This window comes from Shewanella marinintestina (assembly GCF_023283845.1).
GTDB lineage: Bacteria > Pseudomonadota > Gammaproteobacteria > Enterobacterales > Shewanellaceae > Shewanella > Shewanella marinintestina.
On sequence record NZ_JAKILC010000023.1, the window covers coordinates 29,490 to 46,227 of the forward strand.

11 protein-coding genes are annotated in these 16,738 nt (G+C 43.4%); 4 read left to right on the plus strand and 7 right to left on the minus strand.

Annotated features, from left to right (window positions below; genetic code table 11):
• Positions 1-9 precede the first annotated feature (9 nt).
• Together L2747_RS19385 and L2747_RS19390 are read left to right on the plus strand one after the other, a co-directional pair.
• A complete protein-coding gene (locus tag L2747_RS19385) occupies positions 10-3,678 on the plus strand; it encodes a reverse transcriptase domain-containing protein (RefSeq protein WP_249000629.1) in 3,669 nt (1,222 codons plus the stop codon).
• A complete protein-coding gene (locus L2747_RS19390) occupies positions 3,665-4,105 on the plus strand; it encodes a hypothetical protein (RefSeq protein ID WP_249000630.1) in 441 nt (146 codons plus the stop codon). Before L2747_RS19385 ends, L2747_RS19390 begins: the two co-directional genes overlap by 14 nt.
• Before the next feature lie 142 nt (positions 4,106-4,247).
• On the opposite strand, the gene L2747_RS19395 is transcribed toward L2747_RS19390, so the two are convergent.
• Positions 4,248-5,486, minus strand: a complete 1,239-nt coding sequence (locus tag L2747_RS19395) for a tyrosine-type recombinase/integrase (protein ID WP_249000631.1) — start codon at positions 5,484-5,486, stop codon at positions 4,248-4,250.
• 588 nt (positions 5,487-6,074) lie between these two features.
• Between L2747_RS19395 and L2747_RS19400 the strand changes: the two genes are divergently transcribed.
• The gene (locus L2747_RS19400; RefSeq protein WP_249000632.1) at positions 6,075-7,607 is read left to right on the plus strand and encodes a leucyl aminopeptidase; all 1,533 of its coding nucleotides are present in this window, start codon (positions 6,075-6,077) and stop codon (positions 7,605-7,607) included.
• A gap of 170 nt (positions 7,608-7,777) precedes the next feature.
• On the opposite strand, the gene L2747_RS19405 is transcribed toward L2747_RS19400, so the two are convergent.
• From L2747_RS19405 to L2747_RS19425, 4 genes are all read right to left on the minus strand, one after another.
• Complete coding sequence (locus L2747_RS19405; protein ID WP_249000633.1) at positions 7,778-10,921, minus strand: efflux RND transporter permease subunit; 3,144 nt, start codon at positions 10,919-10,921, stop codon at positions 7,778-7,780.
• A gap of 11 nt (positions 10,922-10,932) precedes the next feature.
• Positions 10,933-12,051 (minus strand): efflux RND transporter periplasmic adaptor subunit, encoded by a 1,119-nt coding sequence (locus L2747_RS21460; RefSeq protein WP_283107360.1) that lies wholly within the window; start codon positions 12,049-12,051, stop codon positions 10,933-10,935.
• Positions 12,048-13,430 carry a TolC family protein gene (locus L2747_RS19420; protein WP_249000634.1) on the minus strand — a complete coding sequence of 461 codons (1,383 nt, stop codon included), beginning with the start codon at positions 13,428-13,430 and terminating at the stop codon, positions 12,048-12,050. The genes L2747_RS21460 and L2747_RS19420 overlap by 4 nt, the downstream gene beginning before the upstream one ends.
• Positions 13,431-13,545: 115 nt before the next feature.
• On the minus strand, positions 13,546-13,956 hold the full coding sequence (locus L2747_RS19425; protein ID WP_249000635.1) for a hypothetical protein: 411 nt from the start codon (positions 13,954-13,956) through the stop codon (positions 13,546-13,548).
• Positions 13,957-14,294: 338 nt separating this feature from the next.
• Between L2747_RS19425 and ric the strand changes: the two genes are divergently transcribed.
• On the plus strand, positions 14,295-15,032 hold the full coding sequence (gene ric, locus L2747_RS19430) for an iron-sulfur cluster repair di-iron protein (RefSeq protein WP_249000636.1): 738 nt from the start codon (positions 14,295-14,297) through the stop codon (positions 15,030-15,032).
• Between the two features lie 89 nt (positions 15,033-15,121).
• On the opposite strand, the gene L2747_RS19435 is transcribed toward ric, so the two are convergent.
• Entirely contained in the window at positions 15,122-15,838 is a 717-nt protein-coding gene (locus L2747_RS19435; protein ID WP_249000637.1) for an HAD-IA family hydrolase, read from the minus strand.
• Entirely contained in the window at positions 15,835-16,728 is an 894-nt protein-coding gene (gene xerC, locus L2747_RS19440; RefSeq protein WP_249000638.1) for a tyrosine recombinase XerC, read from the minus strand. Before xerC ends, L2747_RS19435 begins: the two co-directional genes overlap by 4 nt.
• Positions 16,729-16,738 lie beyond the last annotated feature (10 nt).

Here is a 16,738-nt window from a genome sequence, read left to right on the forward strand (position 1 = left end):
GTCAAAGTAATGAAGCTACTAAAAAGCCAATACAATAATCTAAAACCTAATGCTGATTTTCTAAATAATCCCCTTGTTTTAGGGCTCGCTTGGAAAAGATCACAAAATTATGTTCGTTCGACAAATTGGTATGCTGATTTATTAGAATTAGATAAGACTTGCTTAAACATAGAATTCAATGTTGCTGATTGGGCGAAAGATATCAAATATCATGCATACTCGAACGATAAGCTTAAGTTAATACCTGCGCCAAAATCAGCAAAGTGGACTATCTGCGATAATATTTGGCAACCTGAAATCGGTGAAGAAAAGCCTTCTCGCTTACGCCCTCTTGCTCATATATCAATAAAAGATCAAACAGTAGCAACCGCTGTAATGATGTGCGTAGCTGATAGTGTGGAATCCAAGCAAGGTGATTGTAGTTTAGGAAAGCGTACCTATGCCGATCACCAAAAGTCTAATGTTTACAACTATGGCAATAGACTCTCTTGTGATTGGGAATCTGATTTAGCTAGATTTAGATGGGGGGGAAGTGAGTTTTATAGGAAATTCTCTACGGACTATAAAGCTTTTTTACAACGTGCTTGCTTTGTAGGAAGAGAAGCTCAAAAGCAAGTAAGTGCGATAGATGAAGTCTTTATCGTAAGCTTAGACATATCTAATTTTTTCAGTAGCATAAGTATAGAATTGCTTATTTCTAAATTGAAAAAAATTACGTCTGAGCGATACGGTGATGACTTTAATCAAACTAATAGCTTGTTTTGGGCTAGGGCTGAAAATGCTATAAGTTGGGACTGGTCTGATGATGCAATCACTTTAGCTCGAAGGCTAAATATGCCTGAGCTTGGAGGTATTCCGCAAGGTCTTGCATCTGCGGGATTATTTGCTAACGCATACTTAATTGACTTTGATAATTTAGTTAGTAGCAAGCTAAACAAGCTAATACCTGACTCAAATATTTTTATACATGATTATTGCCGATATGTAGATGATATTCGGTTAGTTGTCTCTGGCGAGTCAATAGACAAAAATAGTCTTAAAACCTTAGTGTTTGATTTTGTAAATGAGTTACTGATAGAGTCTGCAGACCATTCCTTAAACTTAAATAACAGCAAGACTAAAGTATTTGAAATATCTGATATTGATAGTTGGAGTAGCCTAACTAATAGAGTAAATGATATACAAGCCGAAGTTGGTTCTTCATCTGTCTCAGATCGAACGACTTTAGACCAAAACATACCAGCCTTACAATCACTTCTTACTACTGAAGCCAACGAAGAGCCATTTTCTTTCAATGCTCTAGCTCCATGGGAAAGCGAAGATTCTTTAATTAAAATTGATTCGCTGAGAAGGTTCTCGGCAAATAGACTTAAAAGCTCGTTAGACAGTAAAAAGAAAATATTACCAAATAGTGAGCAGAGGATCTTTGATAATGAATCAATGCTCATAGCTAAAAAAATGCTTATGGCTTGGCTGAAAGATCCATCAGTTATGATCTTACTTCGTAAAGCTATGGAGGTATGCCCTTCTATTCACTTATATGAAAACCTACTGTCTGAGGTTTTTCATCGTGCTACAGTCAAGAAAGGGTCGCATGATAAATATTATATGATATATATCATGGCTGATATATTTAGAAGTGCTTCAGACATCCATAGGCTTAATGAGAAAGAAAGCGCGACCTCTTTCAAAGGCCTTTTAGATGTCATAACCATGCACGCTCAAGAAATACTGACTACCAAAAGCAAACTGCCAGCTTATATATATCACCAAGCGCTATTTTTTCTTGCGACAATAAACCGACCTTGTTCAGATAAAAAAGCCTGTAACAAAGAACAAATTAGACTTCACAAGGTATTGTCTAGGGCTCAACTAAATGATTTTACATTTGAGGATAGTGCGCTTTTTGAGCTGGCTGCCCAAATTACAGGTCAATTTGATTCATACGCTGCTTTTCTTCTCCAACACCTTTCAACTTATAAAAAGAGGCATATGGTTCTCAGCAGCTTTGCAAAAAATGGAGGTGAGTTTTGGGAGTCAATATGGTGTGAGTTACAGCGCAATAAAGAGATTAAATCACTTAATAGACTGCGGTGGGCAATACCTCTAAAGGAAACTATTCCAAGTGGTAACAAGCACTTTCTATCATCTATTTGTTCCTTTAATGAAAACCCATTTAAGTATGAACACTCATTAATAAAGTTAGGTATGGCCCTGATAAAACTTGCTGAAGAAACTCCTACAGCGATAGGTGCATCTCCACATGAAATCCTGATTAAAATAGATAAAAATTATACTTGGGCAGGGCTATGGAAAGAACATGCCAAGAGTATTTCCTGCGAGTTAGAAAGAAAAAGGACTGGAAAAGATCCAAGATATAACTCTCCTAATTGGTTAACAGGTAATCGAGACAGTTTAAACAATGAGAAGGCTATCTATTGGGTCTGTAGCCTCTTACGTGCAGCTGTTTTAGGTAAAAATGACTTTACCCAAAGAAATGACATGCAAATTAAACCTTTACGCTATCAAGGTATAAGATCTCAATGGTTTAAACGCAGAATGGGGATGCTACATACCCCAGAGTCATTAGTTGGCAGTTATGCAACAATTAGTGATTGGTTTACTAATTTACTTAAGCATGGTTTGCAATGGCCCGGCTTTGCTTCTACTCATATTGAAGAGCAAGAAATTACAGCTATTGAAGATTTATCAACCTTTAATAACTGCCTAGAATTAAGATTAGTTCAATTAAATAAAGGTATATGTAAGTCATCCGAGCTTCCTACCTTAACCACAGTGGTTAATCGTCCAAATCTTGAGGATAAGTTATTTAGGGTTGTAACCGTTCAACAGCTCTTACCAAAAAGTGAACAATTCCACCTGTCAGATGTAACGCTTGATCATGATGAGACACGAATAGCGCATAGGGAACACCTAGCAGCAATATGCAAATTGACAGAGCAAACTCTTGAAACAAAACTAAAGGCTGATGATAAATTTGGCGAGACCTCTGCAGATCTAATTGTGTTCGCGGAAGTTGCTGTTCACCCTAAAGACGAGGATTTATTGAGATCATTAGCATATAAAACTAACTCAATAATTTTTGCTGGTTTTGTTTTTCATGAGCACGAAGGAAAAATAGTTAATAAAGCCAGATGGATCATTCCAGATTATAAGGATACAGGATTACAGTGGAGACTGCGTGATCAAGGTAAGTTTCATATGACCAATGAAGAAATTTCTTTAGGTGTTAAAGGTTATCGCCCTTGCCAACATATTATAGAGATCCATGGCCACTCCGAAGGGCCATTTAGGTTAACAGGAGCGATTTGCTACGATGCGACAGATATTTGTTTAGCTGCTGACCTAAAGAATAAAACCGATATGTTTGTCATTTCAGCGTACAACAAGGATGTTAATACATTCGATAATATGGCGTCAGCACTTCAATGGCACATGTACCAGCATGTCGTAATATCAAATACTGGCGAGTTTGGCGGCTCAACAATACAAGCGCCTTTTAAAGAGCAATATGACAGACTTATTTCACATGTCCATGGTGTTGGGCAAATATCGATAAACACAGCAGATGTAGATCTTGCTGCGTTTAAGCGAAAACTAAAACAATTTAAACCTAGAAAAACTAGGCCTGCAGGAACGAAAAATGATTTGTTATGAAACTGATTTAGCCGCGATGCTAAATGCTAAATTACTAGCTGACTGGGCTACAATTGCAACTCCTATTATTGCATTCTGGGCGCTGCGCTACGCTAAGGGACAAATAAAAACAGCAAGACTCGAAAGTCGACGCGCTACAGCCTATGCCGCATATGATGGATATATCAAATTATGCTTAGAGAATAGTTCATTAGCATGTGGGGTGAAGGACGAAGTTACAAAAAATAAGGATATCTATTCGAGGTACAAATGGTTTGTGGCTAATATGCTGTTTGTTTTTGAGCAGACTTTAGAAGCTTGTAAAGATGATCCTACTTGGAAAGCAACGATTCAACATCAATTAAAAAGGCACAAATGGCATTTAGATAGCTCCAAGTCAGCAAAAAGAAATGAATGGAGCAAAGAGTTAAAAGAGTTATTTCCGTAACTGTCAGCCTACGATAACCCCAAGGCTATGTAAGGAGCTGCGCTTCAATTATTTGAAGCGCTCTCTTATTTTATCAGTCTCAATTACAAGCGATAACTAATTAATACCGAATATGTTTTCCAAAAGAAAGTTGTGCCAAATCTTATTTAACCACCTCACATGATTGCACCTTATTACAATCTATTTCTTCCTGTATTTCATCGAGCCACTTATCAAGCGCTATCTTCTTTTCATTGATATAGTGACTACGGTTGTAGATCCCTGCGACACCGGAGACTGAGTGACCTAATAGATGCTCAACAACATGAGGTGGGATGCCTAAATCGTTAAGCCGAGTCGCAAGGGTTCGCCTTAAATCATGCAAAGTCCACTTCTTCTCGTGTTGTAGCTTTTCCCAGATCTTGCCGCCGTAAACGCTGACTGACTCAGGGCTTTTTAACTGCCCAAGCAGATATCCTGACTTCTGGTTTTTAGCCTTAAGCTGCTTTAACCACGAGTATAATCTAGGCGGTATTGGTCGGATAATTAACTCGTCTGTTTTGCTGTTAGCTTTAGGGACTGTCCACAAGCCTTTGTCAAAGTCCCATTCATCCCAAGAAGACAATCGCACCTCTTGTGTACGCGCACCAAAGATAATCAAAAGCCAGATCAAGTTGTTGTAATACTCTTGATGCTCACCCGCTTTAACTTGATTAATCACATCTTGTAGCTCGGCTTCTGTCAGTACCCTATCACGCTTTTTCTGCTTACTACCAACATCAGTGATAGTTAAGTCATCAATCACATAGCTGGTGGCATATTCCCGCTTACGACAAAACAGCAGAGCTTGCTTAGCCCCCTGCAAAACTTGCCCTGCAGCAACAGGTGCCGCCCTTTGCTCATTGGGTATGCCCTTTCTTATTCGGTCAAAACAGGCTAACCATTGAGGCTTAGTTGTTTTATCTAACGGGTACTTACCTATGTACGGGTACAAATGCCGTGCAAACTGCGCCCTATGCTTATCAACATTTTTACGGTTATCAGTGGCATATTCCACCAGCCAATATTCAAGCGCCTCTTTAACTGTCACAGCTTCTTTGCGAACAACTTTAGCAAGTGCCAACTCAACACTTGGGTCTTTGTCATTATCCAGCCATTCGCGGCACTGATCGCGCTTATCTCTTGCTTGTTTGATTGAGGTTTCTGGGTACTTACCCAAGCTTGCCCACTTAGGGTTGGTTTCACGGCCACCCAATCTGTAACGAAACACCCAACCAATAACACCCGTTTTTGAAATACGTACAGCTAAGCCATCACCATCAGAAATAACTGATTTTCCGGTGTAAGGCTTACCGGAAACTTTACGTAGAAATGTATCTGATAATTTATTGATAACGCCCATATGAACCCTTGCCCTGCCACGTTCCGTGCTACACACCGTGCTACACACGGATTGGTTAACGAAGAAAAACCAGCTTAAACAAACACGAACAAGAGTCTCGCTAAGATACTAAAAAATAGCAAGTTTTAAATAGGAAACAGAACAAGCCCGAACAAGAAAAAACACAGGTTAGAAAATACGGCATGAACTAAGACTTACGTCTTAACATGTTGTATTAAAACGGGCTTTCCAGCAATGGAAAGCCCGTTTTGCATTTATATGTACCCCCATATGTACCCCGCTATCTCTATTGCCTCTATCAAAGTCCCATTCTTTCCATTTGTAAATCAAGCAAATAATCCTCAAACCATGCAGCGCTTTCAGCTTCGGCTAATTTTCACCTTGTAGACTCGCAAACCATGTGACAATTTCTAACAAGTTTTAACTTAGTTGTTAACTCGAAAAGTGATAAATTGCACCACCCGCCGCTACTCAACAAAGCATGAGCACGGCCATTGTGCAGATTGAAGAATCAGTATCATTACAACAATTAAAGCTGCGGCATATTTGCAAACATGACCGCAGAACTAAATCCCGATAGAGGACATTATGCTAACTAAGAAAACCCTACTAAACAGTGCATTAAGCCTAGGTCTATTAACCAGCTTCACTGCAAATGCCGAGACATTTGATTTTGTCGAAAAGCAATCTAATAACATCGACACGTTAGTGGTCTTCCAAGCAGGCGAAAAAGCATCAAGCGCGCTTAGCAAGTTAGATAAACAATCAAAGCAGCAAATTAGCAATGCCTTAGCCTTGCAAGAGTTTACTGGCGAAAAGAAACAAATCGTAGAGATTTTAATGCCTACTGGTATCGATGCTAAACGCCTTGTAGTGATTGGTGTCGGCGATGAAGCAGAATTAACTCCCGGTGAAGTCAACAAACTTGGTGCGGAAATCACCGCCCATTTCAACGGCATTGAAGTAAAAGACATTCAAGTATTAACCGATGGCCTTAACGATGCCACCAGCAACGCTAGCTTCGCTGCAGAGCTTGCTCACGGTATTAACCTACGCGCTTACAAGTTCGATAAGTACTTTTCAGAGAAAAAGCCTGCTGAAAAAAATTACACCATCGCCGTCGACGCAGCGAAAGACACTGACAAGCGATACACTCAGCTAGCAGCGATTGAGCAAGGCGTATTCTTAGCTCGTGACTTAACCTCTGAAACCCCAACTGAGATGACACCGGTAGACTTTGCCAATGCAGCAAAAGAGCTTAAAAAGCTCGGTGTAAAAATTACCATTTTAGAGCCTAAGAAAATTGCCAAGCTAGGTATGGGCGCATTACATGCGGTTGGTCGTGGTTCTCTAGAAGGCGCTCGCCTTGTTGTTGCTCACTGGGAAGGTAATGACGATGCCCCAATCGCGCTTGTGGGTAAAGGTATCACCTTCGACTCGGGTGGTTATAACATTAAGGCATCTGGCGATTCGATCTCGCGCATGAAGTCTGACATGGCTGGTGCAGCTGCAGTACTTGGTGCAGTTAAAGCCATGGCATTGCAAAAAGCTGATGTTAACGTCGTCGCGGTAATGCCAATGGCAGCCAACATGGTATCTGAAACCGCTCTGGCGCCAGGTGATGTATTGATGACAGCTGAAGGCTTAAGCGTTGAAGTGCTCAATACTGACGCTGAAGGTCGCCTAATCTTAGCCGATGGCATGTGGTACGCCCGTGAATACTACAAGCCACAAGTAATGGTTGATGTTGCGACATTAACCGGCTCTAAGGTTCGTGCACTAGGTAAACGCTACACTGCGGTATTTAGTGAAGATGATGCCCTAGTCGATGAACTCACTTTCTCAGGTAAAGCAGTAGATGAAAAGCTATGGCGCTTACCACTTGCATACGATGACTTACTAAAAAGCCCAATTGCTGATTTGAAAAATGCCGGTTTTGGCGGCCCTGGCGCTACTACAGCAGCGGTATTCTTACAGCAATTCACTGGCGATACTAAGTGGGCGCATTTAGATATTGCGGGTAGTGCATTGGCAGCAAAAGATGTGGGTGTGACTCCAGCAGGCGGCACAGGTCACGGCGTACGTTTACTAAGTAACTGGCTTATGACTCAAAGCAAATAAGCTTTTGGTATGACATCTATAACTTAGATGATAGCAAGTCATAAAAAAGCCCTGCAATGCAGGGCTTTTGTTTATCTGGCGAACTGAACTCACTACTTTCGCAGCCAAGCTCCACGCTATAATAGAGCGACCAGCAATGAGTGCCGCTCTTTAGCGATAAGGGTTAGTTCTTAGATAGTCGCCTCATCAGAAACTTTGTGTTTATTCTCACCACGCTGGTGCGCCATACGATACAAAATTGGCAACACGAATAAGGTCAGAATGGTCGATGAGATAATGCCGCCAATCACTACTGTGGCAATTGGGCGCTGCACTTCTGCACCAGTGCCAATATTAAGTGCCATCGGTACAAAGCCAAGCCCTGCTACCAAGGCTGTCATCAATACAGGGCGCAGTCTTATTAGTGCACCATCAATAATCGCAGACATCAACTCGCCCTTCTCTTGATACAGCTGACGAATAAAGCTCAGCAGCACTAGACCGTTAAGCACCGCCACACCTGAGAGCGCAATAAAGCCCACACCAGCAGAAATCGACAATGGCATGTCTCGCAGCCAAAGTGCAATCACCCCGCCTGTCAGCGCCAGTGGAATACCGGTAAAGATGATTAGCGCATCTTTTACTGAGCTAAAGGCCATCACCAATAAACCTAAAATGAGTGCCAACGTTAATGGCACCACAATCGATAAGCGCTGACTTGCCGACTCTAATTGCTCAAAGGTGCCGCCATATTCAAGCCAGTAGCCTGCAGGAATATCCACTTGCTCACCAATTTGCTGTCTAGCTTCACTGACAAAGGTGCCCAAATCGCGACCACGCACGTTAGCGGTCACCAGTATGCGGCGCTTACCGTTTTCACGGCCGATCTGATTAGGCGATGGTGCAATATCTAACGTCGCCACTTCAGATAACGGCACATATTGCCCTGATGGCAACATGATTGGTAGCTCGTGTAAGTGCTCTACGTCTTTACGGATCGCTTCAGGTAAACGCACCACCATTTTAAAGCGGCGATCGCCTTCAAAGATAAGGCCAGTCTCCTCACCACCTATCGCTGTAGCGACAAAGTCTTGCAGCTGGTTAACCGTTAAGCCATAACGCGCTAACGCCATGCGATCAGGTTGGATCGATAACATAGGTAAACCTGTTACTTGCTCTACTTGCAGATCGGCAACACCATCGATCTTTTCCAGCACTTCATGGATCGCATTCGCTGAAGCTAGTAGCTGATCGAGATCATCACCGACAACCTTGATACCCAAATCGGCACGAACGCCGGAGATCAACTCATTAAACCGCATCTCGATCGGCTGGGTTAGTTCAAAGTTATTACCCGGTTGACCCGATACTGCTGCAACAATGTCAGCAGCTAACGCATCATGGCTCATTTTAGGGTTAGGCCATTCATTACGCGGCTTTAGCATAATAAAGGTATCGGCGATATTTGGCGGCATAGGATCATTTGCCACTTCTGGCGTACCGATCTTAGAAAACACATTTAACACTTGCGGGAAGTGTTTAATGCGATCTTCTAACTGCATCTGCATATCCACCGATTGCTCTAGGCCTGTACCTGGAATACGGATCGCTTGTAGCAAGATATCTTCCTCATTGAGTTGAGGAATAAACTCAGAGCCAAGAGTCGTTGCCAGCCAAATAGAAAAGCCAACTAACGCCATCGCTGCGCCAAGCACTAACCAACGTAACTTCATTGCGCCAATTAATAACGGCTTATAAAGTGATTTAGTCGCGATGATGACACGGCTCTCTTTGTCACTTACTTTGCCCGTCATAAACAAGGCTACAGCAGCAGGCACTATAGTTAGCGACAAGACTAACGCAGCTAGCAACGCCATCACGACCGTTGACGCCATAGGGTGGAACATCTTGCCTTCCACGCCTGTAAGGCTGAATAGCGGAATATACACTACGGTAATAATCAGCACGCCAAACAAGCTAGGACGGATCACCTCATTGGTAGCTTCAAACACCAGTTGCAAACGCTGTTTACGTGGTAATACATGACCACCATTTTGCGCTTGTGCCTGACCCAGTCTGCGAATGGCGTTTTCAACAATAATCACTGCACCATCGACGATCAAACCAAAATCAAGGGCACCTAAACTCATCAGATTGGCAGAAACACCCGCCTGAACCATGCCCGTCATGGTGGCTAACATCGCTAGCGGAATTACCGCCGCAGTGATTAAAGCGGCTCGTGCGTTACCCAGTAGGATAAACAACACCACGATAACCAGTAACGCGCCTTCTACTAAGTTTTTCTGTACCGTATAAACCGCTTTATCGACTAAGGTGGTGCGGTCGTATACCGCTTCTACCTTAATGCCATCCGGTAGCGATGCTTTAATATCTTCAAGTTTCGCCGCTACTGCGAGTGATACCTGACGTGAGTTTTCGCCCACCAACATCATTGCACTGCCGAGTACCGTTTCTTTACCGTCACGAGTCGCAGCGCCGGTACGCAGCGCTTTACCAATCCCCACTTCTGCTACATCAGCTATAAAGATTGGCGTGCTATCAATATGTTTAATCACCACTTGCTCAATATCACTAATGGTCTTTAGCTGCGCCGCAGAACGCACTGTTAACTGCTGACCATCTCGCTCAATGAAACCAGCACCACGATTACTATTACTGCTTTGCAGCGCCAGCTTAATATCAACAAATGACACACCGTATTGCAGCATGCTTGTTGGTGATGGGGTGATATGGTATTCCTTGTCATAACCACCAATAGTGTTGATCTCAGTAACACCAGGCACTTGAGCGAGCTGAGGCTTAATGATCCAATCTTGGATCTCTCTTAACGCTGTCGCATCAAATTCGCTGCCATCAGCTTGCTTGGCATTAGGCAGCGCTTCGATGGTGTACATGTAGATCTCACCAAGCCCGGTCGAGATCGGTCCCATCTCCGGCTCGATATCACTGGGTAACTTGCCCTTAATCGCATTTAAGCGCTCATTGATCAAGTTACGGGCAAAGTACAGATCAGTGCCCTCATCAAACACTACGGTCACTTGCGATAAACCATAGCGCGATAGCGATCGGGTGTAAGATAACTGCGGGATCCCCATCAGTGCATTTTCGATCGGATAGGTAATTCGTTGCTCAGTTTCTTGTGGTGAATAGCCTTCTGCGCGGGTACTAATTTGCACCTGCACATTGGTAATATCCGGCACCGCATCAATCGGTAGTTTTTGATAGCTCCACAGCCCGACTGCAACCAGCAGCATGGCGAGGAACATCATCATCCAGCGTCTATTTATCGCAAGACGCAATACTGACTCAATCATTGACGTCTCCTTTAGTGAACGTGGGCAGCGCTTGATTTCTCAAGGTCGGCTTTGAGTAGAAAGCTATTGGCAATAGCGTATTCTTCGCCAACTTCAAGACCCGATAATACTTCGCTCATTTCGCTATCGCTGCGGCCAAGGGTTACAGCGCGTCTTTCAAAACCTTCATCATTGCGGATAAATACCACTTGCTGGCCTTCTGACTCCTGCAGCGCGCGGTTATCTATCGTTAATGCCACCGCTTGCTTACTCAGAGTAAGCTTGCCGGATAGTAAAGCCCCTACTGCCCATTGGCCGTTGCTGTTATCAAGTGGGGCACGAGCCAGTTTTATGTTGTCACCGTTTGTTGAATTAAGTAGATATTGAATACTTGAAGTTGCTTTTAGCTGTTCAGCTGAAATGCTGAGCGTTTGCCCTACGGCAACCTTGCTTAGTTGGCCGGGAAAGATTTGGTACTGCGCCCAAAGCTGACTGTCATCGATAATGCTTAGCAGTACATTATCATTCGCCATTTCGCCTGCATTGGCACTGCGCCCTAATACCACACCAGAGATTGGCGCTTTAATGGAGTAACGCTTTAAGCTGGAATTTGACTCGACTTCTGCCACCACTTGACCAGCTTTAACGCTATCGCCAACGGTCACATTCATGCGGGTGATTAAGCCAGCAAAACGAGCACGAACTTCCGCTTTTGCCGCTTCAGGCACCACTGCACGACCATATACTGTCAGTGTTTGTTTGATATCACCTGCTTCGGCTTGCTGAGTCACTATGCCTGACGCCACAATTTGCTCGACGCTGATGTGAACCCTGCCCTCTTCATGCTCGTCATGACCATGTTCATCGCCATGCTCATCATCGTGACCACTATGTTCGTCTTGATGACCGTCATTATGGCCATGTTCATCGCTATGCTCATCACCGTGACCATCATGTTCGTCTTGATGCTGATCTGTGTGCGCTGTTTGCTCTTGATGCACCGCTTCATGATGATGCTCAGACTCATGGCTATTTACAGGCTCATGGCTGTGTTCAGCTGAAGCGTTAACAGTGCTGCTAATCATCAATGCAACTGCAGCAACAACAGCAAGGTGAACTAAGGAGAATTTATTTAATAAACTAGGATTCATTTTGTATATCCTTTCGCAGCATCAGAAGAATTAGCTGACTTTGAGAAATCATTGAAGAAAGTATGTTGAGAAGCAGGTAATGGCTCAGCAATCAGCTGCTCAATATCGACGCCATAACGCAATGCAGAGGCCGCTGCATCAATTAACGCACGGCGAGCAAATAGCAGTTCTTCTCGGGCAGTTAAATAATCAAGATAGCTGTAAAGCCCCTGTTCATAGGCTTGTTTGGTATCTTCAAGGGCTGAGGTTAAGGTGGGGATCACGCTTGCCTGTAGGCGGTTAACAGTCACTATCGCTTGTTTACGGCTGGCATAAGCACGATACAGTTGACCATATAACTCTAAAAGTGCCACTTCTCTGTTGGCGAGTACTTGCTCTTTTGCGGCTTGTGCCGAAAGAACGGCACCTGTGTTACGCTCGCCATTAAACAGCGGCATACTAAAACCGGCGGTCAATGCCATATCATTAGTTTGCTGAAATTGCTTTACACCCACCGACCAGCTGATATCGCTGCTAGATTGGGTTTTAGCAAAACGCAGTTCAGCTTCTTTTAACTGTGCTTTAGTCAAATAAGCAGTGATAGCTGGGCTATATTTCACTTTCTCAAATAAAGGCTCAAGTGCAACATCATCAGTAAAAGCGAACAAACTGCCCTGTAATGAACCAAAACTTACCCTAGACTCGCCCCACATCATGCTTAACGCCAATTTAGCGTAATCAAGTTGCTGCAGCTGGGTTTCGGCAACCAGTCTGGCATTAAATACTGCCGCTTGAGCGCGCTTAACTTCAGCATCAGGTGTTACGCCTAGCTGTGCTCGCTTAGCAACAACAGTTTGTGTTTCTTCAGCAAGCTGTAACGAATCAACTGCAAGCTCAAGTTGAGATTGCGCAGCTAATACATCGATATAGCGACGCGTAGCTTCTGCAAGTAAATTTAACGCGGTAATTTTCTGCTCGGCATCAAGCACAGCACGCTGCTCATTAATCACGCCGCTGCGAGCATCTAATTTGTCACCCAGTTCAATGACCGACGATAAAGACACGCTAAACTCGGCGCTATCGATGCCTTGGAATTCGCCACTTCCCACTAAATTGTCAGCATCAAAGCCGATTTCAAAACCCGGAGTTAGCGCTTGTGTTTGCGCTGCGCCATCCAGCGCCTTAGCTCTAAACTCAAACACTTTAAGGGACGGGTGTTGTTGTTGAACCCGCTCAATAACCGTGATTAACGACAGTGCATCTGTTGTCGTTTCAGCCTTTGCGACCAATGGCACTGCAAATAGCAGGGTAATGATAACGAGAGTGCTTAAAAGCCCTCGCCAAAGACAACGTATAGCCATTTTAAAGGCGTCGTTGCCAGCATAAGTATTATAAAACATCAGAGAATAGGCCTCGATTTAATACAAAAAATACAGAGCTGTTAGTTAAACCCAAAAGAGGCCTAACAGATCTTTAGCAAGCAGATAAAAGCTCGCTAAATGAATAAAATTTTGATTAAACGATTAAGGCTTTAGGCGGGCGCAAGAAAGCGAAATAAGGGGATTCAACAGAGGTAGAGCTAAAAGCAAAAAGATGGCTATTTGGGCTTGCCGTCATAGATGTTAATGCGGTAACAGGGTGCATCAAGGTCATACAGCATGAGCAGCAATTATTACTGCATTCAGTACAATCATCTTCAACATGGCTTACAGACTGGGGATCACACAAGTCAGCACTTGCTATTACATCGTCTTTAAGCTCAGTAATCAACACCACATTATCAGTACAATCATCATGAGCCAATGAACAGTCATCAGCCATTGCAACTACAGATTGCATCGTTAAAATCACGATCAATAACATCCGCCCCAACTTAGCTGGAGTGGTGGTGAATATTGCGCGAATTAAACACGATAAGCTCGACATTAGGCCGCAGCATTACCTTTGTTTTTAATAACGTACATATCTGACTCTAATTGCACTCTTGTATTACCTTTGATGCTCACTAGTTTAAATTAATCAAAATTAAAACACTATGCGTTTACCAGCCTTAATCGACTCTCTGTATAAAAAAGTTCCTAAAACATCGATAAGCCCACATCTATACCTGTAAATTTTAGCGACAGCCCTCTACCCATATCGAGTTAATTCATAGTAAAAAGTGTGATTACCCGAGCATTTTACTCAAGTAATAATTGAACACACCATAAGATGCAAATAATATACATCTAAATTATAAAGCCTAACTTGCCATGGTGATGCCAATGTCTCAATCAAATACATTTCAGCCTGAATCACTTCAATCTAATGAACATCTGCTAGCCTCTCGCGTTGGCGAGTTAGTCGCTAATGACTTTCGTACTGCCCATATTTTTAGTCAGCATGGTATTGATTTTTGTTGTGGTGGAGGCATTTCATTAGCGCGAGCAATCAAACGCTTTGATGCTGATGAAATGGTCTTACTGGATGCATTAATGGCATTAGAAACTGAAGGCGATAAGCAGCCAGGTTTAGAGCTACTCGCTTTACCCGATCTGCTTAATTACATTGAGTCGACTCACCATACTTTTGTAAGAGAGAAAGCGCCTTTACTGCTGGAATACAGCCAAAAAATGGTGCGTGCTCATGGTGAGAACCATGAAGAGATAAAGCCACTCGCAGGTTGGATCCGCGCACTCGTCGACGACTTAATGCCGCACCTGATGAAAGAGGAGCAAATCTTATTCCCAGCAATTTTAGGTCTGCACAACCAAGTTGAGATGCAAAATTGCTTTGGCCACATTGGTAACCCGATTAATGCCATGCTGCATGAGCATGATGATGCATTGCAGATCTTTGAAAAAATCAGCCAGCTAACTAATGGTTTTACTCCGCCTGCACACGCTTGCACCACTTGGCGAGTTTGCTATGCCAGCTTGGCAGAATTTGAAGCAGACTTAAAACAGCATATCGATCTTGAGAACAATATTCTGTTTCCTAAAGCTTTGGCACTAACAGCTTAAATTATTGCACTAATAGTTAGCGTATAATAGCTGCCCCATCAAAGTAAAAGGCTCACATCAGTGAGCCTTTTTATTATTAAACTGAATAGCTAGACTAACCGCCTTAGCTGCATTATTGATGAGATTTCAATATGTGGCAGTTGTTGTTTAGGTAACGATTTCTGCGCTACGCCAAAACCAGGGTTAAGCCATACCGCCTGACAGCCGGCGCCTCTTGCCCCGTCAACATCACTTTTAGCGCTGTCACCCACATGCAGTATTTTATCTAAAGGTAAGGCTAATTTGCTTGCTGCCAACTCAAACATGTCTACTGCAGGCTTTTGCGGATAGCCTATTCCAGGATGCAGTACAAATTCGAGTAACTCACCTAAACCTATGCGCTGATAATCGACATTGCCATTGGTAATCCCAACTAAGCGATACTTTTGCTTAAGCTGCGCTAATAACTCGAGTACTTCTGCTGACACCTTAAAATTACTACGGTGTAAGACAAAGTTCTCCAGCCCAGCTTTAGCACCTACTTTGGCTGTTTCTGTATCGTATCCAAGCTCAATTAGTCCCAGCTCTAACATCTGTAACCGTGCTTTACAGGTGTCGTGACGAAGCTCTGGAGAGCGACTCAACATACGTGATTTAAGCGCGCGCCAGTCATCAAATTGCCACGCCGTTGCTTTCGAATAATGTTGATGCAGAAATTGCTGCAGCGCCTTTTCAGCCGCGATAATAATCGGTCGATTGTCGTAAAGGTTGTCGTCTAAATCAAAGCTGATCGCTTCAAAAGGTTGTGGTCGAATATAGATTTTCATGCTTTATCTCCACGTTTTTTAGCTCGCGGATGGGCACCGTCATACACCTTAGCCAGATGCTGGAAGTCCAAACTCGTATAAACCTGAGTGGTCGACAAATTGGCGTGGCCTAAAAGCTCTTGTACCGCGCGCAGATCGGCGCTGGACTCAAGCATATGCGTTGCAAACGAGTGCCGTAGCTTATGTGGATGCACCTTAATGCCGATGGCTTGCTCTTGACCCCACTTAGCCAAACGCGCTTGAATGCTGCGGTGCGCTAATCGTTTACCTTTAGCGGTAACAAACAGGGCATCATCTTCACAAGGGATATCACGCTTGATATCCAACCATTGATTTATCGCTTGCAGTGCCAATTTACCAATTGGCACAATTCGTTCTTTGCTGCCCTTACCGAGTACTTTGACTTGCGCCTGTGAAAACTGAATGTCAGCAGCGTTTAGTGCTGCGAGCTCAGCAAGACGTAATCCTGATGAGTAAAACAGTTCCATAATAGCTTTATCGCGAAAACTCAATGGATCGTTGGCGTCGATTTCCAGCAGATGAGTTACTGAATCAACGTCCATATTCTTAGGCAGAGGTTTGCCTTGCTTAGGTGCACTAAGACTAATCGCAGGATTCACTTTGATAAGCTGCTCACGCAGTAAAAACTCGTAAAACTGTTTAAGTGAAGATAGCGTCAGTGAAAGTGAACGTGGACTGAGACCTTTGCGGTGTAACTTAGCCAGAACAGCCTGCAAAGAATCGTGCTGCTGCGTTAACCATGACTCTGTTTCAGTAAATAGCTTAGCAACCCGATTAAGTTCAAACAGATAATTACGCACTGTATAAGCCGACACTTGACGCTCAGTACGTAAATATCGTTCAAAGTCTGCTAACGCTTTATCAGCCATATCGCCTCGC